Genomic DNA, 25,490 nt, shown 5'->3' on the forward strand with positions numbered 1-25,490 from the left:
ACCGCGGCGGCGGCCGGCGACGGCGGCGCGTCCTCCAGCAGGCGGGCGGCCTCCAGCAGGTCGGGCAGCGGGTCCTCGCCGTTCCGGTCGCGCAGCGCCGCCCGCGTCTCCAGGAGCGCGGCGGCCCGCACCGGGTCCGGCGACTCGTCCAGCGCGGCGGTCGCGAGAGCGATCCCGGCGTCCAGCTCACCGGCGTTCAGGCAGGCCTCGGCGGCCATCTCCATGACCGCGGCCCGGTCGGCGCCGATCCGGCCGGGCAGGTCCGGCAGCCGGTCCCACAGCCGCAGGACGCGGTCGAGCATGCGGTGCCGCTCGGCGTGCGCGTAGGACCGGCGGGCCGACTCGGCGGCCTGCCAGGCGGCCTCGGCGGCGCGGGCGTCCTCCCCGGCCGCGTACCAGTGCAGCGCGGTCTCGGCGGGCGCGCGCTCGGCGGGGACGAGCCGCCGGTCGGCGGTGATCGCCTCGGCGCAGCGCCGGTGCAGCCGCACGCGCTCGCCTGGCAGCAGCCCGGCGTAGACGGCCTCGCGGATCAGGTCGCGGCGGAAGGCGTACCCGCCCTCGACCACGTCGAGGACCCTGCGGCGGACGAGCGGCCGGAGCGCGTCCTCGAACTCCAGGTCGGGCATCCCGGTGAGCGCGGCCAGCAGGTCGTGCTCGACGGGGCCGGCGGCGACCGCGGCGGCGCGCACGATCCGGCGGCTCGGCTCGGGCAGGCGCTCGACGTCGGTGCGCAGCAGCTCCAGCAGCGACTCCGCGGTGGCGTCGCCGGCGTCCACCAGCGCTTCGACGAAGAGCGGGTTCCCCTCGCTGCGGCGGAGGATCTCGTCCACCCGCGGTTCGCCGGGGTCGTGGCCGAGGAGCGCCGCGACCTGCCGCGCCACCGCGTCCCGGTCCAGCCGGGACAGGTCGATCCGGCGGACGTCCTCGCCGCGGGCGACCAGCGGCCGCAGCGGATGCCCGGCGACGATCTCGTCCGGCCGGTACGTGCCGACCAGCAGCAGTCCCGGGCCGCTGAGGTTCTGCGCGAGGAAGGCCAGGAGCTCGCCGGTGGACCGGTCGGCCCAGTGCAGGTCCTCCAGCGCCACGACCAGCGGCCGCTCGGCGGCGCCGCCCTCCAGCAGCAGGAGGACCTCCTCGAAGAGCCGGGCGCGGCCGAGGTCACGGTCCCGCTCGCCGTCGTCCTCGCCGAGTTCCGGCAGCAGCCGGGCCAGCCCGCGCCGGCCGCCGGCCGGGAGGAGCCCCGCGGCGGCGGGCACGCCGATCGCCCGGACCAGCCGGCGCAGCGCCGTCACGACGGCCCCGAACGGCGGCCCGTCCGCGCCCAGGTCGGTGCACCCGCCCGCCGCCGTCCGCGCGGACGCGCCGAGCCCGGACGTGAACTCCCGCACCAGCCTGGTCTTGCCCATGCCGGCCTCGCCGCCGACGAGCACCACGGTCGCCGCCAGCGCGGCGTCGCGGTACGCGTCGAGCAGCGCCGCGCGCTCCCGCTCCCGGCCCACCAGCACCGGGCTCGTTAATCGGCTCGCCATCCCCACAGCGTCTCCCGCCCCCGGAATCTAAAGATCTCGCGGCGGCCCGCTTAAGGCATCGGCCCCATGCGCGCGGCCGCCGTGCCGAACATCCTGGACGGGCATCCGAGCGAAGGGAAGATCTCATGCGCATCCGCACCCACATCGCCGTCAGCGTCGACGGCTACATCGCGTCCCCGGACGGGCTGCCCGCCATCCTGACCGCGCCGGACTTCGAGTCCGGCGTCTCGCACGGCCTCCCGGAGTTCATCGCCGGCTGCGGCGCGGTCGTCATGGGCCGCAGCACCTTCGCCCCGGCGGTCGGTTCGCCGCACTGGCCGTGGCCGAACCTGCGGGTGTTCGTCCTTACGAGCCAGCCGCTCCCGGAAGGGACGCCTCCCGGCGTCGTGTCCGCCGCCGACCCGTCCGAGCTGCTCCGCCTCATGCGCGAGGCGGACTTCACCGGCGACGTGCACCTGGTCGGCGGCCAGCAGACGATCCAGGCCTTCCGCGACATCGGCGCGCTGGACGAGCTCGGCGTGGTCGTCATGCCGATCCTGCTCGGCGACGGCCTCCGCCTCACCCCGGACAAGGGTGCCACCGCCCCTCTCCAGCTCACCGGCACCCGTACCTTCCCGGACGGCTCCGTCGAGCACCGCTACACCCTGGTCCCCGAACGTCCCTGACCGGCGGCGGAGCCGGAAGGCGGTGCGGGGGACCTCCGCGCCCGCAGGCCCGCGCGACCGACTTCAAAATTTTTTCCGCGGTCGTGTCGGTTCGCGCCGATCCCGTTCGTAGCCATGGTGAGAGACCGGCACCGAGCCGGTCGCCCCTAACCGGAGGCACACGATGTCCGTCACCACCACCACCGCGACCACCGCCCCCGCCAAGCCGCTGATCATCGCTGGCCTGGCCGCCTCGGCCGCGGCGTCCGCGGCGACCGCGGCCGTCGCCGCGGCGGGCCAGGCCGCCGGGATCAGCGTCGCCGTCGGCGGCGCGACGATCCCGGCGTCCGGGTTCGCCACGCTCACCGCGATCTTCTCCGTGGTGGGCCTGGCGCTCGCCCTGGCGCTGTCCCGCCTGGCCCGCCGTCCGCGGACCGCGTTCGTCCGCACCACGGTCGCCCTCACCGCGCTGTCGCTGGTGCCGGACGTGCTCGCGGACGCGGCGCCGGCCACGAAGGCGCTGCTGATGCTGACGCACCTCGTCGCCGCCGCGATCGTGATCCCGGCGGTCGCCCGCCGCCTTTCCGCCTGACCGCCCGGAGGAGCCCGCAGTGAGGAAGTACCTGCTCGCCGTCCAGGACGAGGAAAGCGCGTCCTGGACGGACGAGGAGATGCGGCCCGCCGGTGCGTGGCCACGCTGACGCGCCTCGTGACCACCACCCGCAACCGGCCGATCGCCCTGGCCGCCACCACCACGGAACGCGCCTGCCTGCGGAAGCGGCTGCTTCCGCGCCCGGACGCGGCGTTCAGCCTCCGGCGGCGTCGGCTATACGGCGCGCCAGCAGCCGCGACTGGGCGATGAGCTCCGGCGGCCCCTCGATGCGGTACGGGACGCCGACCGACGCCAGCGCCATCGCCAGCCACTCCCACGAGTCGGCCGCCGTGACATAGCGGCAGTTCCCCGCGTCGATCTCCTCCAGGACGCCGGTCTCCGCGACCAGGCGTTCGGCCACGACGCCCAGCGGCGCCGCGAAGCGGACGACGCCCGCCGCTTCACCGCCCCGGGTGCTCGGGAAGGCCGCGGGATCCTCCGGCGGCTCGCGGGGCGTGAACGTGGTGCCCGGGGAGTGGACCTCCTCGATCCGGTCGACGCGGAACGTCCGCCAGTCCCGGCGGTCCCGATCCCAGCCGAGGAGATACCAGTGGCGGTCGAGGAGAATCAGCCGGTACGGCTCGACGCGGCGCTCGCTCGGACGGCCGTCGCGGCTCGTGTAGCCGAACCGCACGTGCCGGTGCTCGTGGGCCGCCGACCCGAGCACCTGCACGGTGTGCAGATCCAAAGCCGCGGCCGTGCGGGACACCGCCTCGGTGGACGCCGAGACCGCCTCGATCCGCGACCGGAGCCGGGGCGGCAGCGCCTGCCGGAGCTTGCGGAGCACGCCGTCCGCCGCGCCGGTGGCGCCGTCCACCCGCGCGAGCGCCGCGAACCGCAGCCCGGCCACGGCGGCCACCGCCTCGTCGTCGGTGAGGGGGAGCGGAGGCACGGCCCGCCCGGCGACGAGCCGGTAGCCGCCGTCCGGCCCGCGCGCGGAGAGCACCGGATAGCCGATCTCGCGGAGCCGCTCGATGTCGCGGCGCAGCGTCCGCGGCGACGCGCCGAGCCGCTCGGTCAGCTCCGCGGCCCGCCACGTCCGCCCGTCCTGCAGCAGGGAGAGCAGCTCCAGCGTCCGCCTGCTCGGATCGGTCATGCCACCAGCCTCGCACGGGTTGTGGCCGGGATCTGACCACAACCCTCCCTAGCCTCGCCCGCATGACCGACGATCACATCCGCGTCCGCGGGGCGCGGGAGCACAACCTCAAGGGCATCGACGTCGCCGTCCCGAAGGGGGCGCTGACGGTCGTCACCGGCGTGTCCGGGTCGGGCAAGTCCTCGCTGGTGTTCGACACGATCGCCGCCGAGTCCCAGCGCCAGCTCGGCGAGACGTTCACCGCGTTCGCCCGCCACCGGCTGCCCCGGTACGCCCGCCCGGACGCCGACGCCATCGAGGACCTGCCGGCCGCGATCGTCGTCGGCCAGAAGCGCCTCGGCGGCAACGCCCGGTCGACGGTCGGGACGGCGACGGAGGTCTACGCGCTGATGCGGCTGCTGTGGTCGCGGGCGGGCCGCCCGCCCGCCGGCGAGTCCACCGCCTTCTCCTTCAACGACCCGCAGGGCATGTGCCCGCGGTGCTCGGGCCTCGGCACCGTCCGGACCATCGACCTCGAACGGCTCGTCGACCGGCGGCTGTCGCTGAACGAGGGCGCGATCCGCTTCCCGACCTTCCACGTCGGCGGCTGGATGTGGCGGACGTTCGCCGAGTCCGGCCACTTCGACCCCGGCAAGCCCCTTTCCGACTACACGCCCGAAGAGTGGCGGCGGTTTCTGCGCGGCGCGCCGGACCGGCGGCGCGGCGGGAGCGGACCGTCCGCCAACTACGAAGGGCTCCTGACCCGGTTCGAGCGGATCTGGCTGCCCAAGGACCCGGAGTCGCTGCGGGGACCGACCCGGGAGGCGTTCGAGGAGGTCGTCCGGGAGGGCACCTGCCCGGCCTGCCGGGGCGCCCGCCTGTCGGAGGCGGCGCTGTCGTCCCGGATCGGCGGCCGGACGATCGCCGAGTGCGCCGCCATGGAGATCGCGGACCTCCTGGAGGTCGTCCGGACCATCGACGCCCCGGGCGCCGAACCGGTCGTGGCGGGGCTCGTCGCCCACCTGGAACGCCTGGCGGGCATCGGCCTCGGCTACCTCAGCGTCGACCGGCCGACCACGACCCTGTCGGGCGGGGAGTCGCAGCGCGTCACGATGGTGCGCCACCTCGGCAGCAGCCTGACCGGCATGGCCTACATCCTGGACGAGCCGAGCGCCGGCCTGCACCCGCACGACGTCGCCGACCTCGTCGCCCTCCTGCGGACGCTGCGCGACAAGGGCAACACGGTGATCGTCGTCGAGCACGACCCGGACGTCATCCGGGCGGCCGACCACGTGATCGACCTCGGGCCCGGACCCGGCGACGCCGGCGGCCAGATCCTCTACGAAGGCGACGTCGCCGGGCTGGCGGCCTCCGGCACGATCACGGGCGACCACCTCGACCGTCCGACCACCCTGAAGGAGCGGCTCCGCCGGCCGGCCGGAGCCATCGAGATCCGCGAAGCCACCCGGCACAACCTCCAGAACATCGACGTGGACATCCCCCTCGGCGTGCTGACCGTCGTGACCGGCGTCGCCGGGTCGGGCAAGAGCACCCTGGTCCACGGGTACGTGCCCCGGCTGCGTCCCGACGCCGTCGTCGTCGGCCAGGACGCCGTCCACGCCTCCCGCCGGTCCACCCCGGCGACCTACACCGGCGTCCTCGACCCGATCCGCGACCTGTTCGCCGCCGAGAACGGCGTGAGCCCGTCGCTGTTCAGCCCGAACGCCGACGGCGGCTGCCCGCGCTGCGGCGGCCTCGGCGCCATCTACACCGACCTGGCCTTCCTGGAGCCGATGGTCAGCGTCTGCGAGACCTGCGACGGCCGCCGCTTCACCGATGAGGCCCTCCGCTACCGGTTCCGCGGCCGGACGATCGGCGAGGTCTTCCAGGCGAGCGCCCAGGACCTGGTGGACGTCTTCCCCGAGCAGCGCGTCCGCCGGGTGCTGGAGCACCTCGTCGACGTCGGGCTCGGCTACCTCCCGCTCGGCCAGCCGCTGACCACCCTGTCCGGCGGCGAGCGGCAGCGGCTGCGCCTCAGCCGCGAACTCGACCGGCCCGACCGCGTCTACGTCTTCGACGAGCCGACCACCGGCCTGCACATGGCCGACGTCGCCGACCTGCTCGCCCTCCTGAACCGCCTCGTCGACCGCGGCGGCACCGCCGTCGTCATCGAGCACGACGTCGCCGTCATGGCCCAGGCCGACTGGATCATCGACCTCGGCCCCGGCCCGGGCCGCCACGGGGGCCGCCTCCTGTTCAGCGGCACCCCCGCCGACCTGCTCCGCACCGGCGACTCACCCACCGCCCACCACCTACGCGAAGCAGTCAACCGACCAACCCGTTGACGCGCCACGAGGGGTGCTTCTGAGCGGCCGGCCGAGCACCAAGCCCGCACTCGAATGCTCAGGTCGCGGTGAAGAGCACTGCTCGGCCGGCCTTGGCGGCTCGCTGGTAGAACTCCCGGACGTCCGCGAAGTTGCTCCAGATGTACTCGAACTCCTCATCACCTCCCGGGGCGCTGCGATCGCCAGGTTCCAGAGCGTCGTAGCGCTGCCGCAGCCAGCCCCGGTCGAGAGGACGAAGCGCTTCCGCCACATCCCTCACCTCAGCCGCGGACACGTGCACGACGTGAATGTCCTCATGCAGATGCCGCCCACCGAGCACGGCATGTGAGAGCGGATAGGCCTCATAGTCGAGCGTTCCGTCACCGAGGCACCGGTGGATCGTTTCCCAGGCTTTGTCCGTGTCGACTTTCAGGTCATCGTCCCGCCAGTTCTCTTCGAGGTCTTCGACGAGGTCGGCCACCGTCTCCTCATCACCCGCCAAGAGGGCCCGCTCCTGGTCGCCGGTGATCGCGAAGTGCACGCCCAGCATGGACGGTCATCGTAGGTGCTCGGTCTGACACGCGCTCGGGCGCCGTCGCCGTGGTGGGGGCGGTCACAGTGGGGTCACAGGGGTTCGGACCGTGGTGTGACCGTCGGTTCCCTACAAATGGCCTCCAGCGATTGACGCGATAGGAGACCACGCGATGTCCAAGGGGAAGCCGAAACGGACCCTGGCGCTGCCGTTGGCGGCGCTTTCGATGCTGCTGCCGCTGCTCGCGGCCTGCGGGGGATCGGACGACTCCTCCGGCGGGTCGGGCGCGGCGGGAGGCGGCGGTTCCGGCGCGGGGGCCGGGGCCTCCTCCGGCGCGGAGGGCGACCGGTACGTGAAGTACGCGCAGTGCATGCGCAAGAACGGGCTCCCGGACTGGCCCGACCCCGTCGACGGGACGAAGTTCCGCATGCCGAAGGGGAAGATCGATCCCAAGTCGCCGCAGTTCAAGGCCGCGACGCAGGCGTGCGCGCCGCTCGCGCCACCGGGATGGGACGGCAAGCGCCAGCAGGATCCGGCCATGCAGGCGCAGGCACTGAAGTACGCCCGGTGCATGCGCCAGAACGGGCTGGCCCAGTTCCCCGACCCCCAGAACGGCGTGCTGGACCCCGGCGGCCTCGATCCCGACTCGCCGCAGTACAAGGCCGCGGACCAGAAGTGCCAGTCGCTGCGTCCGGCGGGCGGTGGCGGTTGAGCACCGAAGCGAAGCAGGCGCCGTCGGCTATCGAAGGCGGCGCGGCCGCGGGGCCGGTCACGGAGCGGCAGAAGCCCCGTTGGCGCAGGCGGTGGAAGGTGCTCGCCGGGACGGGGGTCCTGGTGCTGCTGGTGCCCGCGGGCATCGCCGCCGCCGTCATGGATCCCTTCGGCGACGAGGAAGAGCAGCCCGCGTCCTCAACCGAAGGCACCTCGCTGGCGGCCGTCCAGGAGGGTCCGCTGTCCACGCAGGTGACGCAGAGCGGGACGCTCTCGTACGCCGCCCATGGCGACGGAACGCCGTACGCGGTCGTCAACCAGGCCAAGGGGATCTACACCTGGGTTCCCGCCGAGGGAAGGGACGTCGAATGCGGTAAGACGCTTTACCGCGTCGACGAGAAGCCGGTCGTGCTGATCTGCGGCGACACACCCGCCTACCGTGCCCTGTCGGTGGGCGAGAAGGGCCGCGAGGTGCGCGACCTCAACGAGAACCTCGTGAGGCTCGGGTATGCCGAGAGGTCCGAGCTCGATCCCCGCTCGTACTACTACGGCTGGGAGACCGCGGAGGCCGTCCGCGAGCTGCAACATGAGCTGCGCGTCGACCAGACCGGGACGCTGGACCTCGGGGACGTCGTCTTCCTGCCCGGCCCGCTCCGGGTGACGAAGGCGACGGCCAAGGCCGGAGCGAAGGCGGCGCCCGGAGGACAGGTGGCCCAGGCCACCTCGGCCAAGCGCCAGGTCATGGTGGAACTCGACCCCGGCCAGCAGACCCAGGTCAAGGTCGGTGACCGCGCGCGGATCACGCTCCCGGACAACCGGACGACTCCGGGAAGGGTGAGCCGCATCGGGACGGTCGCGAACTCCGAGGACGACAAGAAGGACTCGTCGGGCGCCACGATCCCGGTGTCCATCACGCTCAGCCGCCCGAAGGACGCGGGGAGGCTGGACGAGGCGCCGGTCCGCGTGCAGATCACGACCGACGGCGTGGAGAAGGCGCTGATCGTCCCGGTGACCGCGCTCATGGGACGGGCCGCAGGCGGCTACGTCGTCGAGGTCGCCGACCCGGCGGACGGGCGGCGCCGCCTGGTCCCCGTGACGCTCGGCATGTTCGACAACGACAACGGGCTCGTGCAGGTGACCGGGGAGCTGTCCGCCGGCGACCGCGTGGTGGTGCCGGCCTCATGAGCGCAATCCACGACCAGGGCGTCCGGGCTCCCGCGCTCGAACTCGAAAACGTCACCAAGATGTACGGGGGCCAGCCGCCAGTGCCCGCGCTCCGGGGGGTGAGCCTCACCGTCCGGCACGGAGAACTGGTCGCCGTCGTCGGGCCGTCGGGATCGGGGAAGACGACGCTGCTCCACGTCATGGGGACGCTGGAGCGGCCCACCGGCGGGGTCGTCCGGATCGACGGGGTCGACGCGGCAGGGCTCGGCGACCGGCAGCTCGCTGCGCTGCGCGCCCGCAGCATCGGGTTCGTGTTCCAGCAGTTCTTCCTGGCCGAGCACTCCACCGCCCTGGAGAACGTCGCGGACGGCCTCCTGTACGCGGGCGTCGAGGTCGGCGAGCGGCGCCGCCGTGCCGCCGAGGCGCTCGACCGGGTGGGGCTCGCGCACCGCGGCGCCTTCCGTCCGGGGAAGATGTCCGGCGGCGAGCGCCAGCGCGTCGCCATCGCCCGCGCGCTGGTGGGCAGGCCCGCGATCGTCCTCGCCGACGAGCCGACGGGCAACCTCGACAGCGCCACGGGCGCCTCGATCCTCGAACTGCTGCGGGAGCTCAACGCGGCGGGCGCGACGATCATCATCATCACGCACGACGGTGAGCTGGCCGCGCGGCTGCCCCGCCGCGTGCACGTCCTGGACGGCCGGATCGTCTCCGACGACGGCGCCGGCGCGCTCACCGGCTCGGCCGCGCGCGGCGGGCCCGGAGAGGTGGAGTGACATGCGGATCCCGACCCATCTCGTGCCGGCGCGCCTGCGCGCCGGAGACCAGGTCCGGGTGGCGGGCACCGGGCTGCGCGCCCGCCCGCTGCGGGCGGCGCTTTCCGCGCTCGGCATCGCGATCGGCACCACGGCGATCGTCGCGGTCCTCGGGCTGTCGTCGTCGTCCCAGGCCGGGCTGCTGGCCGAGATCGACCGGCTCGGCACGAACCTGCTGACCGTCAAGACCGGCCAGAGCTTCACCCAGGACGAGGCGGTCATGCCGGTCGCCGCGCCCGGCCGGGTGGCGCGGCTCGCGTCCGTCGAGGCGGTGGCGCACACCGGCACGGTCACCGACGCGAAGGTGTACCGGAGCCCGCTGATACCGCCGGTCAGCACCAACGGGCTGACCGTCCAGGCGGCGAGCCTGAACGTGCCGGCCGTGGCCGGCGCGGGCGTCGCCCACGGCCGCTGGCTGAACGAGGCGACGGCGGCGCAGCCCGCCGTCGTGCTCGGCGCGACGGCCGCGCGACGGCTCGGACTCGACCGCGTCTATCCCGGCCAGCGGGTGTGGCTGGGCGGGCAGTGGTTTTACGTCGCCGGGATCCTCGCCCCCGCGACGCTCGCACCGGCCGTCGACACGAGCGCCCTGGTCGGTTACCCGGCAGCGCGGCGCTACCTCGGTTACCTCGGCATGGACCGCGGCAGACCGGCGGACGGCCCGCCGAGCACCCTCTACGTACGCGCGAAGACCGACGCGGTCGAGCGGGTGCAGTCGGTGCTCGCGCGGACCGCGAACCCGGAGGCGCCCAACGAGATGGACGTGAGCCAGCCCTCCGACGCGCTCACCGCCCGCGCCGCGGCGAAGGGCGCCTTCAACAGCCTGTTCCTGGGGCTCGGCGTGGTGGCGCTGCTCGTCGGGGCGGTCGGCGTGGCCAACATCATGATCATCTCCGTGCTCGAACGCCGCTCGGAGATCGGCCTGCGCCGCGCGCTCGGGGCGACCCGGGGACAGATCCGCACCCAGTTCCTGTCGGAGGCGATCATGCTGGCGGTCCTCGGCGGCGCGGTCGGCGTGCTCTGCGGAGCCGCCGCGACCGCGGTCTACGCCGGCGCCAAGGGCTGGACGGTCGTCGTGCCCGCCGAGGCGTGGGCGGGCGGCATCGGCTCCGCCGTCGTCATCGGCGCGATCGCCGGCCTGATGCCCGCCCTGCGCGCCGCCCGCCTCTCCCCGACCGAGGCCCTGCGAACGGGTTGAGCCTCCGGCCGACATCTCAGCGGCTCCAACGCCGCTCGCAACGGCCCAGCCACCTGATCGTCCGCGAGGTGACCGCCTGCTCCAGATCCTCGCCAGGGTGGACGCCGCCCGCGGGGATCTGGGTGCCGGCCTCCGGCATGCCGACGTGATCGAAGACGAGGAGCTCCGGGACGGTGCGGCACCTGATCACGTAGGCGGCGACGCGGATTCTGGGCTGGCTCACCCCGAGCATTGTCGTGGTCGCGCCGTCCCTGCCGGGCCGCTCGTCCCGGGAGGCGACGGGATCGGCCTACCGTTGCCGCGTGCGCCGGGGTCTGCTGAAGTGCTACTTGGATTCGAGCCGTCCCAAGGGGTGCGACCTGCCGGTGAGGGCCGCTCGCGCCGCGTCCCAGGCGGAGCTGCCGACGCCGAGGACGTGCCGCAGGTAGGCGAGGGTGACCTCTCGGACGAGGATGACGCGGGCCGGGTTCTCATCGGTGGTCTCGGCGGCCTCGTAGCCGGAGATGCCGCCAAGGAAGTGCTCGGCGCCGAACAAGGTGAGCAGGCTCTTGTCGCCGGGGCTGAGGGTGTAGGGCTCGGTGGTCCATTCCGGCCCTCGGGTCGTCAGAGGGAGGTCGTCCTTGTCTCCGGCGACCACGAGGGTCGGTGCGGTCATGTGGGAGAAGTCCACGTCCCGCAGCCAGGGAAGGTTCTCGGCGGCGAAGGGGGTCAGGTGGTCGCCGCCCGTCCCGGCCGTGGCCAGCAGGACGCCCGCGGTGACGCGCGGGTCGGCCAGGTCTTCGGCGACTCCGGTCCGCGGGTCGGTGACGCGCAGGCCCAGCAGGACCGCCGCGGTCTGGCCGCCGAAGGAGTGCCCCGCCACCGCGACGCGGCCGCGGTCAAGGCGTCCGACCAGACCGGGGACGGCCGCTTCCAGTACATCGAGCTCGTCGAGGAGGCGCTTCAGGTCGGCGACACGGAACCGCCACATCTCGGGCCTGCGGGGATCGTCCGCGGCGAGGCTCAGCCGCTTCGAGTCCAGGTGGGTGGCCTGGATCACCGCGAAGCCGTGGGCGGCCCAGTGGTCGGTCAGGGGTGCGTAGCCGTCCAGGCTGGAGCCGAACCCGTGCGCGAACACGACGATCGGCAGATCGCGTCCGGTGACCGGCGCGGACACGCGGACGTGCAGGTCCTCGCCGCGCTCGGGGGCGGGCAGCACGACCGGCTTGACCGAGACGATCGAAGCGGCGGCGGGCACGCCGGTGATGCCGATCGCGCTGTGGGTAGTGGTCATGGGTGTCTCCGTCCGTCGAGATCCAGGTCGAGGGCCGTTCGCCCCGACGCCGGGTACGCTAAATCCTCACGTTGACGTCAGAGGCAAAGGTCTGTGCCGCACATCACGGAGGGCGACGGATGCGCATCGGGGAACTCGCCGCGCGGACGGGCGTCAGCGTCCGGGCGCTGCGGTACTACGAGGAGCAGGGCCTGCTCGCCGCCGAACGCAGCCCCAGCGGTCAGCGCCGCTATCCCGGCAGCGCGGCCGATCGCGTCGGGCTGATCCAGCGGTTGTACGCGGCCGGGCTGTCCAGCAAGACCATCGTCGAGCTCATGCCGTGCGTCGTCGACGGGCGCGCCACACCGGAGCTGCTCGCCCGGCTGGCCGCACATCGCGATCGCATCGACGAGCGGATCGCGGACCTGACCGACACTCGGAACCGGCTCGACTCCGTCATCACCGGCGCCACGACCAACATGCTGACTGGCCGGTCCTGCCGAGCCGATAACGCCTCGCAGCAGGAGCCAGCGAGCGCCTGACGACCGTCAGGTCCCTCGGCGGAAGCCGCCTTCGGTATTGATGACCTGCCCCGTGATCCACGAGGCGTCGTCGGTGGCGAGCCAAGCGATGAGGCGAGCGGGATCGTCAGGGACTCCCCAGCGTCCCGCGGGGAAGCGCCGGGCGACCGCGGCGTGGACGTCCGGCGGGGCGTAGCCCGTATCGACGGGACCGGGGTTGACGGTGTTGAGCGTGATCGCCTGGTCGGCGAGGTGGTCGGCCGGCGTCGGGGTGATCGAGGCGATGGCGCCCTTGCTGGTGGTGTAGGCGACCTCGTGGGGCATGGGCCCGAGGTCCTGGCCGGAGGTCATGAGGACGACCCGTCCGCCGGCACGGCCGTCGTGCTGGGCGGCGAAGGCCTGGATCAGCAGGTACGAGACATGATCTCGAACGTAAGCCGGTGGCGTCGGCGCCGGAAAACCGTTTGAGTGCTGCCGCCGCGTTCCCATAGGTTGCCCGTCGACCCATCGCAGTGAAGACAAAGAGGACAGACCGCGTGACCCCGCCTGCTCTCCAGATCTGACACCTTCTTCCGCACACCTGTAGCCGGCGCTGCCGCCGGTTCCGCCGGGCTGCCTCCGCGCGCCCGGTCGTAAAGCGTTTGAGGCCGCGCGCGATCGGCCTCGTGTCAGGTCTAGAGAGATCATGTCTTCACAACCCCATACCGTGCTGTCCTGGGTCGTCCGCCGGACCCGGCTCCCGCTGCTGTCGCTGCGGTGCCCGGACTGCCGGTCGGAGTCGGCCACGGTCGGCGACGGCAGGTTCCGCGTCAACGCCAACGGCAAGCTGCTGGACGTGTGGCTGCTCGTCCGCTGCGCGTCCTGCGACCGGACCAGCAAGCTCACCGTGCACGAGCGGGCGCCGGTCAGGTCCTTCGATCCGGCCGTCCTCCACGGCTACCGCACCAACAATCCGGACCTCGTGGCGTCCAGGCTGCTGGACCCGTTCCTCGCCCGGCGCAACCGCTTCACCCTGGACTGGGAGGGGGCCTGGCGGCTGGACGTCCCGTCGGCATGTCCCGAACCGGCGTGGCCGGTCCGGATCGAGGTCGTCTTCGAGGATCCGGTACCGGTGCGTCCGGAACGGCTCATCGCCCAGGGGCTCGACCTCAGCAGGAACGAGGTACTGCGCCGGATCAAGTGCGAGATCCCGCTGCGCCGTCCGACCAGCAGCGGATTCACCTTCACCGTGATGGCCGCCTGAACCGAGGCGTCGGCGCGCTGGACGGCGTCCATCGGCAGGCCGCGCGACGGATGTCTCTCCGTCGCGCGGCCGTGTCGGTTCAGGCCGAGCCCGTTCGTAGTCAAGGTGAGAGGCCGGTGACGAGCCCGGCCGCCAACCGCGAGGAGCGCATCACCATGACCGCCGTCTACACCTTCGACGTCTTCTCCAGCCTCGACGGCTACGGCTCCTACGACAGCAGCGGCGACTGGGGCGGGTACTGGGGCAGGCAGGGTCCCGAGTTCCTCGACCGCCGCCTCGCCCTGGTCAGCGAGGACCAGCGGCTGGTCCTGGGAGCGACCACCTTCCGGCAGTTCGTGGAGGCGCTGGGCCCGAGCGCCGAGGAGTCCAAGGTGGACGACCCGGTGAACACCCGGATGCGGGAGCTGCCGACGACCGTGGTGTCCACGACGCTGGAGGACTCCCTCGGCTGGCCGGACGCGACGGTCGTCAGCGGCGGCGCCGTCGATGCCGTCGCCCGGCTCAAGCGGGAGTCGGACGTGCCGTTGCGCTCGCACGGCAGCCTGTCGATGAACCGGGCGCTGATGGCCGCCGGCCTCGTCGATCTCGTCCAGGTGACGATCTTCCCCGTCATCACCGGGAGGACCGGGACCGACCGGATCTTCCAGGACGCGGCCGACTTCGACCTCGAACTCATCGAGCACCGGACGCTCGACGGCCACACCCAGGAACTCGTCTACCGGCCCACCCTGCATGGCTGAGCCCTCGCCTTGGCCGCGCTCGCCTCGTCCGGCCGGGCCAGATTCGGTCAACGCCGATGCCGATCACGCGATGACTTTCGCTCCCTCGGACGGTCTGTATCCCTGGACCGCGCCGCGCGTCCGATGAACCGCATGGCGAGAGGAAGAGATGATCGATCTGCAACCGGCGTGCCGCCAGATGATCGACGTGCTGGCCGGCGTCACCGACGACCGGCTCGCCGGCGCCACGCCCTGCACCGAGTACTCGGTCGGCGACCTGATCAAGCACATCGACCAGGTGTCGCGGGGGTTCGTCGCATTCGCGCGCAAGGAGCCCGTCGACCGGAGCGGCGCCGGCGCGCAGGAGCTGCGGTTCGACCAGGGCTGGCACGAGGACGTCATGGCGCACGTGCGGGAACTCGGCGAGGCCTGGACGGACCCGGCGGCCTGGCAGGGCACGACCGACGCGGGCGGTACGGAGTTGCCGAACGAGAGGTGGGGGAGGATCGCGCTCACCGAGATGGTCGTCCACGGCTGGGACCTCGCGACCGCCATCGACCGTCCCTTCGCTCTTCCGGACGAGACGCTCCGGGCCTGCCTTGACCACGTGGCCGAGTTCGTGCCGAAGGCACCCGTCCCGAGCATCTGGGGGCCCGCGGTCGACGTCCCTCAGGACGCCCCACTGCTGGACCGGATCCTTGGCATCACCGGCCGCACCCCTTCGTCCACGCCGAAGGAAGGTGGCGCCACCGGGCATCGGAGGTCGCTTCCCACATCGGCATGATCCGCAGCGCTGGATGAAGGCGTGGGTTCTTTTCGCGCCGGTGTCCGGCGCCGCCCCACATCGTGGACGGTGCGTCGCCTCAGCGCCACACCTCTGCGACTGCTACTTGTCCTTACCGCGGCGCGGAAAGTAGACCTCGATGGAGGCTCTCCTCGATGCGGTAGGGAGACGTCCGTGACCGGCAAGCCCGACGGTGCGGTGCCCTTCAGCGCGACGGACCGGGTGGTGGGGTGGCTGGTCTCGCGGTGCCGGGACGGGGCGCACATGCGCTGCGGCGCGCTGTTGCGGGTAACCGGGCCGCCTCCCGAGTCGGAGGCTCTCCGCGCCTTCGTGGCCGAACGCCTCGAACGCGCCCCGGTGCTGGCCTTCCGGCCGGATTGGCTTCGTGCCGTATGGGTGCCGACACCGGGGTTCGCGGTGGGCGACCACCTGCACCGACGGGCCCTGACACCGGGAACGGACGTCGAGGCCGCCGCGCTGTCGGTGCTGGACGAGCCGCTGCCGCTCGACCGCCCGCTGTGGGATCTGACGGTGTTGCACGGCTACGACCCCGGCGAGTACACGCTGTGCTGGCGGGCTGATCACCGGTTCCAGGACGGCATCTCCCAGGTCGCCTCGTTGGAGGCGCTTTTCGGCGACCGTGAGCTGGCGCTCCCCGTCCGTGCGAGATCGCGGCCCGGCGGCCGTCCGCGCCGGTCGGCGCTGCCCGCCACCGGCCTGTTCGGCCCGGGCGGCCGGGTCGATCTCGGCGTACCGTGGCGGCGCACCGCGAGATGGTCGCCCAACGAGGCGCCGTTGACCGGGCGGCGGACCCTCCACAGCTTCACCCTCGACGCGGCCGAGTTGGACGCGACGGTCGCCGCCACGGGAGCGTCCCTGAACCAGGTATGCCTGGCCGCGCTCGCGGGCGGGCTGCGCGCCTGGACACCCCAGGACTGGCCCGGTCGTGAGGGCGGGTTGGCGGTGCTGCTTCCGCTGAACCTGCGGCCGCCTGACCGGGCCGGGGCGCTGGGCAACCAGGCGGCGGTGCTGCGGGTGGTACTGCCGTGCGGGGTGGAGGAACCGCTGGAACGCCTGCGACGTGTGGTCGCGCAGACTAGCAGGGCGCGAGTACGGCGGCAGCGGGACCGCAACCGGCTGCTGGCCGCTCTGGTGCCCTACCGGCTGGCCCGTGCGGTACTGGCGCGCTACTGCGATCGGCGGTACCTGGCCATGGGCGTCACAACGGTGCCGGTTCAGCCGGGGCTCGCCGTGCTCGGTGCGCCGGTGCGGCGGGTGAGTGCGCTGGCGCCGCTGCCGCCCGAGCACCGCGTGGTGGTGACGATGGCGCAGTACGACACGTCGGTGACGGCCTCGCTGCTGACGGACGCCGGGGTCGCCCGGCCCGCCCGGCTGCTGGAATGCTGGACGGAAGCGATCGCGGAGTTGCGCCGCCACGCCCTCGCCGCCACCGATCAACGCACCGAGCCCTGATCACCGGACGGCGGGCGGGGGAGCGCCGTGCACCCGCCCGCAGGTACGGCGGCGCCCACTCGGTATGACGGTCGAGCCACCTCTTTCTCACCGGAAAACACGCAGGGCCGCGTGTAGTCGCTTCGGGTGCAGGAACACGAGGGGTAGCCGATCCGTCCGGAATGTCACGGGATCGGCTCCTTCCTTCCGACCGAGCGCGAGGGGACGCCATGGCAGCTCCGGACCACGGGAGCGGCTCCCGGCGCTTCGGCGTCGCGCCCGGAGCGCTGCCGCTCGTCGGCCACGCCTGGGAGCTGCTGCGCGACCCGTTGGCGTTCGCGGCCCGGCTGCCGTCCTACGGGGATCTGGTGGAGGTGCGGCTCGGACCGGCCCGCGCGTACGTGCCCTGCCACCCCGAGCTGCTGTCGCGGGTGCTGCGCGACGGCCGCACGTTCGACAAGGGCGGCCCGTTCTACGACCGGGCGCGCGGCGTGCTGGGCGGCGGGGTGGGCACCTGCCGGGACGCCGAGCACCGCAGGCAGCGGCGGCTGCTGCAACCCGCGTTCAGCGCCGCGCACCTTGAGCGCTACAGCGCCGTCATGGCGGCGCAGTTCACCGCGCTGTCCGAGGGGTGGCGCGACGGGCAGGTGATCGACGCCTATCCCGTCCTCTATGAGGCCGCGATGCGCACGGTGCTGGGCTCCTTGTTCGCCACCCGGGCCGGTACCGCGGCCGTGGAGACGGTCCACCGGTCGGTCGAGACGATCCTGGACCACCTGTTCCGGCGGATGTTCCTGCCGGGGCCGCTGCAACGCGTGCCCACGGCGGCCAACCGCCGCTTCGACGCCGAGCTGGACGCCCTGAACCGCAGCGTGGCCGCCGTGATCGCCGACTACCGGCGCGCCGGCGAGGACCATGGCGATCTGCTGTCGACGATGCTCGCCACCCGGCGCCAGGACGACGGCGGACTGAGCGACACCGAGATCGCCGAGCAGGTGCTGACGATGCTGGTGGCCGGCGGCGATCCGGTGGCCTCGACGCTGTCGTGGGCGCTGTGGCTGCTGGCCGGGCATCCCGCGGCCGCCGAGCGGATACGGCGCGAGAGCGAGACCGTCCTCGGCGGACAGCCGGTGCGCGGCACCGACGCCGAGCGGCTCGGCTACACCGGCCGCGTGGTCACCGAGACGCTGCGGCTGTATCCGCCCGGATGGCTGTTCACCCGGGTCACCAGCGCCCCGGTCGAGCTGGCGGGACGGACGCTCCCCGCGGGCGCGACCGTGCTGTTCATGGCCCCGGTGCTGCACCGCCAGGCTGCCCTGTATCCGGAGCCGCGGCGGTTCGATCCCGACCGGTGGCTGCCCGAGCGCGCCGCCGGTCTGCCGCACGGGGCGTTCGCCGCGTTCGGCGGCGGCGCCCGCCAGTGCCTCGGCAACGCCTACGCCACGATCGAAGCGGTGCTGGCGCTGTCGATCATCCTCGGCCGCTGGAAGGTCCGCTGCGCGGCGGGCACCGATGCGCGCCCGGCCGCGATGGCCACCAATCTGCGCCCCCGCAGGCTGCTGCTCCGCCTGACCAGGGTCCCCGCCGCCGAACCGCCCACCCCCTCACCCCCTGGACGGACGACATGACCGTCGGAGTGCGTACCACCACGACACCCGCCACGGGCGTGCCAGAGATCCAGGTCGAGTTGCCGCCCCGCTACTGCCCCTTGCCCGCCGTCCGCCATCTCGACGAGACCCGGCTGGCGGCGTCCACCCAGGCTTGGATCGGCGGCTGCGGGGTGACGCTGACCGAGCGGCAGCGCGCACGGATGCGCGGCAACGACTGCCCCGGCTTCTACGGCCGGATCATGCCCGCGGCCCCGGCGGACCGCCTCCAGCTCGCGGTGGACTGGTGCACGCTGATGTTCCTGTTCGACGACGCGCAGTGCGACGAAGGACCGGCCAGCGCCGATCCGCACCAGTTCGCCGCCCTGGCCGCGGGCATCCTGCGGACGCTGGAGACCCCCGGCACCGGCACCGGCCCCGTCGCGCTCGGCGGCCCGTTCGAGGCTCCGGTGCGGGACCTGGCCGGACGCATCCGGGAGTGGGCGACGCCCGCCCAGGTCCGCCGCAGTGTCGAGGGGCACCGCGCCTGGTTCTTCGGCGTGCTGTGGGAGTTCGCCCACCGCCACGCCGGCCGCGCCCCGTCCCTCAACAACTACGCCCACATGCGGCAGCACACCGCCGCCGGTACCGCCACCACCGCGTTCATGGAGATCATCGACGGTGAGGAGATCCCCGCCCGGGAGCTGGACGCGCCCGCCGTCCGCGCGCTGGCCGAAGTGGCCATCACCACCGCCGCCCTCGACGACGACCTGTTCTCCTACGGGAAGGAGCTGTGGCACACCGCCCGCGCCCCCGCGCCGTCCAACTGCCGGTTGGACCTGCCCGACATCCTGCGCGTCGAGCGGGGCCTGGACCTCAAGCGGGCGCTGGAGCAGGCGGTCGAGCTGAACAACCGGCTCACCCTGCGGTTCCTCCACCTCCGCGAGCGGACCCTGCCGGGCGCCAGCCGCCCGCTCCGCCGCTACATCGACCACCTGTCCCACCTGATCCCCGGCAACCTGCAATGGGGACTGCGCGCCGGCCGCTACACCAACCCCGACGGTGCCCATCCCGGAGCCGTCACCACCCGCGCCGCCTTCACCGAGACCGCCCCGTCCACCGCCGCCCCCGAGATCCCATCCATCGCCTGGTGGTGGGACCCGGCCCTGTGAACTGCCGAGACGCTACGCACCGGACAGCAGCTCCCCGACCAGAGATGTCTTCGCGGCCGTGTATGCCTGACGGTCATCGGCGTACTCGACGGCGAGCCGCCGCTTGAGCCGGGCGTAGGCGCGACGGGCGACCGCATCGACACGAAGCCGCTCTCGAAACGCCAGATACTCGCGCCATTGCGGGCCGCCATGCCGTACCGCGTGGACATGGGCGATCCGGAAGAGCGGCCGGGACTCCAGGACGAACAGCCACCCGATTTCCTCGCCCTTATCGCCGCGGAACTCGTAGCCGAGCGCGGTCACGGCGTCCACCACGTCAGAGAGCCGCGCCTCCGCCGTCACGCCGACCGCGATGTCGATGATCGGCTTGGTTGGAAGGCCCGGCACCGACGTCGAGCCGACGTGCTCGACGGCGGTCGCCAGCGCACCCAGTGCGGGACGTAGAGCCGCCGCCAGCTCCTCGTACACGCCCGGCCAGCCGGGGTGACCGTCCGCCACCCGGACGGATCCCTTGGACAGTCCCAACCAGGTCTCGTCCCAAGCGGCACGCACCGGGCGACGCCTGTCAGGCTTCGGTGCCGAGTTCGGGGAGGTTCTCGGCCAGGGGGACGAACTCGGTCACCGACAGGAGGCCGTCGAGGTCGGTGTCGTACTCGGCGAACAGCGCCTTGACGAGGCCCGACAGGTCGTCCACCTCGGCGGCGGGGAACAGGCTCGCGACCGCCGCGGTCACCTCGGTCTCGGTGAGCTGCCCATCCCCGTCGGTGTCGTACCGGGCGAACAGAGCCTCGTACTGATCGGACATGTCTTCCTTCCCCCAGAGCGAGCGTGGCCCCTGATCGTAACCACTCCCGCGGCCGCGACGCCCGTCAGACCGGGAGAAACGGGAACCGGCGGCCCGCGCCGAGGTTCAGGGACACCGCTCAGCGGCGCGCGCTGAGGATCATGTACGGGGCCACGGTGGTCTCGGCTCCCCAGGCGCGGGAGAGCGCCGCGCCGGGGTGCGGGGCGGCCTGGTCGACGAGCGGGAACCGCACCATGTGATCGGTGAACCCGGCTCCGGCCAGCAGCATCCGGTAGAACCGCTCGCTGCGGAAGTAGCACGCCGTGCGCAGGACGTCGCCGTTGTGCAGGCGCAGGAACGTGGGCAGCAACTCGCCGTTCTCGTAGGACCGGCCGGGGTCTCCGAAGCGCAGGGTCGAGAACCGCACGCCGACTCCGGCGGGCGACAGCTCCAGGACGGCCAGGCGGCCACCGGGCCGCAGGACCCGGTGCAGCTCGCGGGCGAGCGCGGTCAGGACGGCGGTGTCCGGCACGGTGCAGCACACCAGGCAGACCGCCGCGGCGGCGACGCTGCCGTCGGCCACGAACGTCAGCCGCTCACCGTCGAACCGCCGGTAGGTGATCAGTGGGTGCGGCCGGTCCCTGCGGGCCCGGTGGAGCATGTGCTCGGACGGGTCGACGGCCAGCACCGGCACCCCGGCCGCGGCGGCCAGCTCGGCCAGCACTCCGGTGCCGCACCCCAGGTCCAGCAGCATCCCCGCGACCGCCGGGCCGTGCGGGACGATGCCCAGCTCCCGCAGGACCAGCGGATAGGCGATCTGCAGGGCGATGCTCATGTCGCGGTCCTCGTAGCCCGCGGCCGCCACACCGGTCGTCCAGGACACCAGATCTCCGTCGCCGGGCTCGGCGCCGGTCGAGGGCGTTCGAGGATCGTCCATGCGGCCTTCCTCTGATGGCCGACCTTGGCGGTGGCCGTCACTGATAGTAGCCGCCCTGTAGCGAGGTGAGGTCGACATCCGGTGTCAAATGGCGGGGATGCTTTGCAGAGGGACGATGATCTCGCCGGAGGGGGTCCTCGCCCAGACCTGGAGGGCGATCAGGCGGGCGCCACGGTAGATCGGGACGACGTCGACGTGGACGGTCTTGCCCGCTCTCAATGCCGCGATGACGGGATGCTCGAAAATGACCTTGATGGTGGAGAGGTTGAAGTGCGCCTTCGCCCAGGCGAGGTTGCCGCGGTCCACTCCCGAACCGCCGAGGAGCCGGGCCAGCAGGTGGGTGTTCTGGTCGCCCTTCTGGTGCTCGCCCCCGGGCTTCACGGAGGCGCGCGTCCCGGTACGGAGGTCCGACGGCACCAGTTCGCCCGTCACGTAGGTCGCCCGTCCCCCTTCCAGGCCACCGACGGTGACGCGCTCCTCGAACGGCTTGACGCCTGGGACCCGCGGATGCGGCTTGCCGGGGCTCCGGGTGAGTTCGGCCCGCTCGTCGATGCGCATGGTCGGCGAGGCCGCGGCGAGCCTGCTGCGGTCGGCCTGGGACAGCGAGGTGTGCAGTTCGGCGTCGATCTCCGTCTGCGAGAACCTGCTGGAGCGGCGTGCCGGCGCCGGGCGCTTGATCGGTTTACCGCCCTTCTTCGGTTCCGTAAGCCGGATGCCGGATTCGGGTGCGGGGGCGGTGCCCGGCTTCTCGGCCACTGGTGTCGTGGCCTTCGGTGCCGGAGCCGCGATCGGATGGACGCCCGACGTCGGCGTGGACGGCTCTGGCCGGACGCTGGACGGCGTCGCCTCAGCGGTGACCGGGGCCGGGGTGGCTGGAGCCGCAGGTTCCGAAGCCGGAACCTGCGCAGGCGCAGGGGTCGGGGTGACGGGCGGAGGCGCGGGCGTGACGGACGGCGGGGTGGTGGACGCGGCAGGGGGTGGTGGGGCCTTCGCCGGGGCGGCGGCGGTGACCTTCCGGTGGACGCCGAGGTGGATCGCGCTGGACAGGGTGGCCATGAACAGGCCGACCGGGTCGGTGAGGTGGACCATCAGGTCGTCGGCGAAGCCCTGCCAGCTGAAGCGGCCCCGCCACCGCGCCAGGACCTGGTCGACGGTGACCACGAACGCCTGGGTCAGCTCGTGGGTGGCGAGCCCGGCGGCCAGGGCACTGAAGGCCTGCCGGGCGAACGCCTGCCCGGCGGGGTCGCCGGCGAGGCGGGCGAGGAGCGCGCTGTTGAGGCGCCCGCCGAGCCGGACGAGGACGATCTGGACGGCGGCGTCCAGCGCGATCGAGGTCCAGTCGACCGTGTCGCCCTGCGCGGCGGCGATGGCGCCCTTGCCGACGTTCGCGACGATCGGCGTGCCGACCGACACCGCGGTCAGGGTCTCGCCGAGGGTGAGGCCGCCGATGCCGGTGCCGAGGAGCTCGGGGGCGAGGCCGAGCGCGGCGCCGCCGGACGCGACGGTGGCGAGCACGCCGAGGGTGACGAGCGCGACGTCCTTGGTGATCTCCAGGGAGGTCAGCAGGCTCTGGCCGCCTTCGAGGGTCTGCTCGACGTAGCGGCCGATGAGGGCGGAGAGGCGTCCGGACGCCGCGTCGGCGCCGGTGAGGTGCCGTGCGGCCTCAGTGAACGCGCCCTGGGCGAGGGCCTGCCGGGCGGCGGCGACGTCCTGGGCGACGGCCGCCTCCAGCCCCGGCAGGTCGGGGCCGGGGTCGCGGTAGCCGGACTGCGTGAGGGAGGCCCACGCCTTGATCGCCCCGGAGCTGATCGGCATCTGCGCGTCGAGCCGCGCGTGCGCCTGGTACCGGGTGATCGCGAACTCCGCCCGCCGGGCACTGCGCTCCAGGCCGTCGTCCAGCGCCGACCGCGCCGCCGCCCGGAACCGCTCGCCCTGGTCTCGGGTGAGCGTGAGGACTCTGCCGCGGTAGGCGGTGTGGAAGGTCCCGTCGGGGGCGGGAGCCAGCCCGTCCACGGCCTCCATGACCGCCGTGATCGCCGCGCGGGCGTCTCCCGCCTGCGCGGCGGGCTGGGCCGCCTGCTCCGGCGACGCCGGTACCGGACGTGCCGGAGCGGGTGCGGGCGCCTTCTCGATGGCGTGCTCGCCCATCGCGGTCAGGGCACCGTCAGGACATCGCCGCCGGACGATCCGGCCGCGCCGTCCGCCGCCGGAGCCGCGTTTCCAGGGTCGGACGCATCGCCGCCGCCGATGCGGGACGCGACGCCGACGCCGAAGCGGGGTGTATCGCCGGTGTCGGTTCCGCCCGGCATTCCGGCGGCGGCGCCGGTATCCGGACGGGAGTCCGGGGTGCCTGCCGAAGGCGGGCCGGAGTGCTCGGCGATCAGTTCCTCCAGCATCTGGATGGCGCCGCTGATGCGCAGCAGCGTCTCCCGCAGGGCGGTCTCGCGGCCGAGCAGGTCGCGCAGCCGGCGCTCGCCCTCGGCGAAGTCCTGCCGAAGTTCGGCGAGTCGGGTTTCGAGGCGGTCGGGCATGGTCACTCCGGTTCCGGTGAGGCGATGCGCAGGTGCGCGGGTTCCCCGTGCAGTTCGGGATGCAGGTAGCGGCCCCGCTCGTGCTCGGCCTTGCGGGGTTCGGTCTCGATGCGGTTCTCTTCGGCCCATTTGTCCTGCCGGACGCCGGTGACCTGCCAGCAGACGGTCACGCCGGGACGGCCGGTGAGGATCGTCAGCGTGTCCCCGGTGATCTCTCCGGCGACCTCGGTCAGGACGCCGGACGGGGTGAGCTGGAAGCGGTGGTCGCGGTTGAGCGCGGCGAAGTACGCCGGGAGCGCGACCTCGGCGCGGCCGTCGTCGCCGGTGACGGCGGTGCCGCAGTAGACGTTCAGCATGTCCGGCGACTCGACGAAGGAGTGCGCGAGGTAGCGGTCGCCGGGGTCGAGCGGGTGGTCGATCTGGAACCCGCCGCCCGCCTTCAGCAGGGGGCCGTACACCTCCATCTGGTTGAAGGTCCGGACGATGCCGCCGCCGCTCTGCAGGAACAGGATGCCGTCGCCCTGGTCCCAGATCCGGGAACCCCACAGCGTGAGGATGGCGGGGCCCCATGGGTTTCCGAACTGGCGGCCGAAGACCAGTTCCCCCGAGTCGACGTTCATCTGCAGGCCCCAGTGGCACCCGGCCCCGTACCAGCCCAGCATCTGATCGCTGGCCATCCCGACGAAGGCCCGGTCGCCCGCCCTGTTCTGGCTGAACCAGATGCCCGCCGAGTCGCTGCGGCCCTGGCGGACCCGCATCCGGGACGGGACGTCCAGCGCGCCGCCGTCGTCGGGTGCGCCGACGGTGAGCCGGTCCCAGCCGGACCAGAGGCGGGCGTATCCGGCGCCGGCGTACCAGACCCACCGTTCGCCGGCGCCGGGGTGCTCGACGAAGGAGGACACGTCGCGGTCGGCGAAGGAGTAGCCGCCGCCGGGGCCGCCGCTGTGGACCTCCGTGCCCTCGACATGGACGATCCGCTGGAGGTCTCGGGCGCCGATCCCGATCCGGCCGGTCCCGTCCACGAAGAGGCGCTCCATGCCGGCGTCGTGGTCCGTGAGCCGGAAGCCGCCGCCGTCGTCGACCGCGAGTTCGAGTTCCCGCTCGCCGCTCGGGGAGGGCAGCCGCAACCCCGACCCGGTCACCCGCAGCGCCGGGCGCGGATGCGCTCCGGACAGCAGGGTCAGCCGGACGTCCCCGTTGGGGTCCGCCTCCAGCCAGGCGGCGTCCTGCTGCCAGACGTCGCCGGTCATGGAGTCGAGGGCCAGCCCGGCCGACACCGGCGCCTGGAGCGCCGGGCGGGTGGCGACGCGCCGCGGCCCGGCGTCGAGCCCGGTGACCTCGTGCCGGTCGTCGATGGTCACCGCCGCGAGCACCACCTGCCGTCCGTCGTCGGTGAAGCCGGCCGCGGGCACGAGCCGCAGCCACGGGGCGTGCAGCAGGTAGGGCGTGCTGTTGGGGCTGTCCTGCTCGACCACCTCCCGCCAGGTGAGGGTGAGCAGGCACGCGCCGGTCGCTCCGGCCGTCGGGACCTGCGCCCCGTCGGGGCCGACCACGACGGTCGGGACGTTGCGCATCTCGTTGGGGTCCTTGAAGTCGACGATCACCGGGCCGCCCTCGACCACCGCGATGAGCCTGCCCGCGGAGTCGACCGCGCTGCCCGGCAGGACGGCCGGCACGGACCCCGCACGCACCCGCACGGTCAGGCCGTCGGCGACGCCCCACGTGTGCAGCGCGGCGGTGCGGATACGGTCGAGCGGCAGGAGGTGGCTCTCCATGTCGGTGAGGGACTCGGGCCGTCCCGTCTCGCCCGCGCGGACGGTGCCGTTGTCCCTCCGGTACCAAACGCGCTTGATGGCGCCTTTTCCCAT

At 73.2% G+C, this 25,490-nt stretch carries 26 protein-coding genes; 14 read left to right on the top strand and 12 right to left on the bottom strand.

Annotated elements, in window-relative coordinates; all coding sequences use genetic code 11:
• A partial coding sequence (locus E1300_RS13840) for an ATP-binding protein (protein ID WP_165502823.1) occupies nt 1–1,529 on the bottom strand: 1,529 nt, incomplete at its 3' end.
• A 125-nt stretch (nt 1,530–1,654) separates the two neighbouring features.
• Here E1300_RS13840 and E1300_RS13845 point away from each other — a divergent pair.
• Both E1300_RS13845 and E1300_RS13850 read left to right on the top strand, forming a co-directional pair.
• The gene (locus tag E1300_RS13845; protein WP_131757393.1) at nt 1,655–2,194 is read left to right on the top strand and encodes a dihydrofolate reductase family protein; all 540 of its coding nucleotides are present in this window, start codon (nt 1,655–1,657) and stop codon (nt 2,192–2,194) included.
• 163 nt (nt 2,195–2,357) lie between these two features.
• Nucleotides 2,358–2,765: a DUF6069 family protein gene (locus E1300_RS13850; RefSeq protein WP_131757394.1), complete on the top strand. Its 408-nt coding sequence runs from the start codon at nt 2,358–2,360 to the stop codon at nt 2,763–2,765.
• A 214-nt stretch (nt 2,766–2,979) separates the two neighbouring features.
• Here the strand turns inward: E1300_RS13850 and E1300_RS13855 are convergent, their stop codons facing one another.
• A complete protein-coding gene (locus E1300_RS13855; protein ID WP_131757395.1) occupies nt 2,980–3,921 on the bottom strand; it encodes a helix-turn-helix transcriptional regulator in 942 nt (313 codons plus the stop codon).
• Nucleotides 3,922–3,983: 62 nt separating this feature from the next.
• On the opposite strand from E1300_RS13855, the gene E1300_RS13860 reads away from it, so the two are divergent.
• A complete protein-coding gene (locus tag E1300_RS13860) occupies nt 3,984–6,245 on the top strand; it encodes an ATP-binding cassette domain-containing protein (RefSeq protein WP_131757396.1) in 2,262 nt (753 codons plus the stop codon).
• A gap of 58 nt (nt 6,246–6,303) precedes the next feature.
• On the opposite strand, the gene E1300_RS13865 is transcribed toward E1300_RS13860, so the two are convergent.
• Complete coding sequence (locus tag E1300_RS13865) at nt 6,304–6,774, bottom strand: YfbM family protein (RefSeq protein WP_131757397.1); 471 nt, start codon at nt 6,772–6,774, stop codon at nt 6,304–6,306.
• A 154-nt stretch (nt 6,775–6,928) separates the two neighbouring features.
• On the opposite strand from E1300_RS13865, the gene E1300_RS13870 reads away from it, so the two are divergent.
• The 4 genes from E1300_RS13870 to E1300_RS13885 are packed head-to-tail and all read left to right on the top strand — an operon-like array spanning nt 6,929 to nt 10,641.
• Complete coding sequence (locus tag E1300_RS13870; RefSeq protein ID WP_131757398.1) at nt 6,929–7,468, top strand: hypothetical protein; 540 nt, start codon at nt 6,929–6,931, stop codon at nt 7,466–7,468.
• Nucleotides 7,465–8,652, top strand: coding sequence for a peptidoglycan-binding protein (locus E1300_RS13875; RefSeq protein ID WP_131757399.1), 1,188 nt, complete (start codon nt 7,465–7,467; stop codon nt 8,650–8,652). Before E1300_RS13870 ends, E1300_RS13875 begins: the two co-directional genes overlap by 4 nt.
• Nucleotides 8,649–9,404, top strand: a complete 756-nt coding sequence (locus tag E1300_RS13880; RefSeq protein ID WP_131757400.1) for an ABC transporter ATP-binding protein — start codon at nt 8,649–8,651, stop codon at nt 9,402–9,404. Before E1300_RS13875 ends, E1300_RS13880 begins: the two co-directional genes overlap by 4 nt.
• 1 nt (nt 9,405) lies before the next feature.
• Complete coding sequence (locus E1300_RS13885) at nt 9,406–10,641, top strand: ABC transporter permease (protein WP_131757401.1); 1,236 nt, start codon at nt 9,406–9,408, stop codon at nt 10,639–10,641.
• 16 nt (nt 10,642–10,657) lie between these two features.
• Here E1300_RS13885 and E1300_RS13890 read toward each other — a convergent pair whose 3' ends face one another.
• Together E1300_RS13890 and E1300_RS13895 are read right to left on the bottom strand one after the other, a co-directional pair.
• On the bottom strand, nt 10,658–10,864 hold the full coding sequence (locus E1300_RS13890; RefSeq protein ID WP_207399712.1) for an NUDIX hydrolase: 207 nt from the start codon (nt 10,862–10,864) through the stop codon (nt 10,658–10,660).
• A 102-nt stretch (nt 10,865–10,966) separates the two neighbouring features.
• Nucleotides 10,967–11,914, bottom strand: coding sequence for an alpha/beta hydrolase family protein (locus E1300_RS13895; protein WP_131757402.1), 948 nt, complete (start codon nt 11,912–11,914; stop codon nt 10,967–10,969).
• A 119-nt stretch (nt 11,915–12,033) separates the two neighbouring features.
• Between E1300_RS13895 and E1300_RS13900 the strand changes: the two genes are divergently transcribed.
• Nucleotides 12,034–12,435, top strand: coding sequence for a MerR family transcriptional regulator (locus E1300_RS13900; protein WP_131757403.1), 402 nt, complete (start codon nt 12,034–12,036; stop codon nt 12,433–12,435).
• Nucleotides 12,436–12,441: 6 nt separating this feature from the next.
• Here E1300_RS13900 and E1300_RS53710 read toward each other — a convergent pair whose 3' ends face one another.
• Complete coding sequence (locus tag E1300_RS53710) at nt 12,442–13,101, bottom strand: SDR family oxidoreductase (RefSeq protein WP_207399713.1); 660 nt, start codon at nt 13,099–13,101, stop codon at nt 12,442–12,444.
• On the opposite strand from E1300_RS53710, the gene E1300_RS13910 reads away from it, so the two are divergent.
• The 6 genes from E1300_RS13910 (at nt 13,100) to E1300_RS13935 (ending at nt 19,370) form a co-directional block, all read left to right on the top strand.
• Nucleotides 13,100–13,657, top strand: coding sequence for a DUF1062 domain-containing protein (locus E1300_RS13910; RefSeq protein WP_131757404.1), 558 nt, complete (start codon nt 13,100–13,102; stop codon nt 13,655–13,657). The two genes, E1300_RS53710 and E1300_RS13910, sit on opposite strands and share 2 nt — an antisense overlap.
• A 116-nt stretch (nt 13,658–13,773) precedes the next feature.
• The gene (locus tag E1300_RS13915) at nt 13,774–14,397 is read left to right on the top strand and encodes a dihydrofolate reductase family protein (RefSeq protein ID WP_242619143.1); all 624 of its coding nucleotides are present in this window, start codon (nt 13,774–13,776) and stop codon (nt 14,395–14,397) included.
• 148 nt (nt 14,398–14,545) lie between these two features.
• Nucleotides 14,546–15,160, top strand: coding sequence for a TIGR03086 family metal-binding protein (locus E1300_RS13920; protein WP_131757405.1), 615 nt, complete (start codon nt 14,546–14,548; stop codon nt 15,158–15,160).
• Between the two features lie 174 nt (nt 15,161–15,334).
• The gene (locus tag E1300_RS13925; protein ID WP_131757406.1) at nt 15,335–16,633 is read left to right on the top strand and encodes a WS/DGAT domain-containing protein; all 1,299 of its coding nucleotides are present in this window, start codon (nt 15,335–15,337) and stop codon (nt 16,631–16,633) included.
• A gap of 209 nt (nt 16,634–16,842) precedes the next feature.
• A complete protein-coding gene (locus E1300_RS13930) occupies nt 16,843–18,240 on the top strand; it encodes a cytochrome P450 (protein WP_131757407.1) in 1,398 nt (465 codons plus the stop codon).
• On the top strand, nt 18,237–19,370 hold the full coding sequence (locus E1300_RS13935) for a terpene synthase family protein (RefSeq protein ID WP_131757408.1): 1,134 nt from the start codon (nt 18,237–18,239) through the stop codon (nt 19,368–19,370). Before E1300_RS13930 ends, E1300_RS13935 begins: the two co-directional genes overlap by 4 nt.
• 12 nt (nt 19,371–19,382) lie before the next feature.
• Here the strand turns inward: E1300_RS13935 and E1300_RS13940 are convergent, their stop codons facing one another.
• From E1300_RS13940 to E1300_RS13965, 6 genes are all read right to left on the bottom strand, one after another.
• Entirely contained in the window at nt 19,383–19,895 is a 513-nt protein-coding gene (locus E1300_RS13940) for a GrpB family protein (protein WP_165502824.1), read from the bottom strand.
• A 40-nt stretch (nt 19,896–19,935) separates the two neighbouring features.
• Nucleotides 19,936–20,175, bottom strand: a complete 240-nt coding sequence (locus E1300_RS13945; RefSeq protein ID WP_131757410.1) for an EF-hand domain-containing protein — start codon at nt 20,173–20,175, stop codon at nt 19,936–19,938.
• A gap of 118 nt (nt 20,176–20,293) precedes the next feature.
• On the bottom strand, nt 20,294–21,091 hold the full coding sequence (locus E1300_RS13950; protein WP_165502825.1) for a class I SAM-dependent methyltransferase: 798 nt from the start codon (nt 21,089–21,091) through the stop codon (nt 20,294–20,296).
• 84 nt (nt 21,092–21,175) lie between these two features.
• Nucleotides 21,176–23,239 (bottom strand): DNA/RNA non-specific endonuclease, encoded by a 2,064-nt coding sequence (locus E1300_RS13955; protein ID WP_131757412.1) that lies wholly within the window; start codon nt 23,237–23,239, stop codon nt 21,176–21,178.
• A gap of 5 nt (nt 23,240–23,244) precedes the next feature.
• Nucleotides 23,245–23,622, bottom strand: a complete 378-nt coding sequence (locus E1300_RS13960) for a hypothetical protein (RefSeq protein ID WP_131757413.1) — start codon at nt 23,620–23,622, stop codon at nt 23,245–23,247.
• Nucleotides 23,623–23,624: 2 nt separating this feature from the next.
• A complete protein-coding gene (locus E1300_RS13965; protein ID WP_131757414.1) occupies nt 23,625–25,490 on the bottom strand; it encodes a hypothetical protein in 1,866 nt (621 codons plus the stop codon).

The organism is Actinomadura fibrosa (assembly GCF_900659615.1).
Lineage (GTDB): Bacteria > Actinomycetota > Actinomycetes > Streptosporangiales > Streptosporangiaceae > Spirillospora > Spirillospora fibrosa.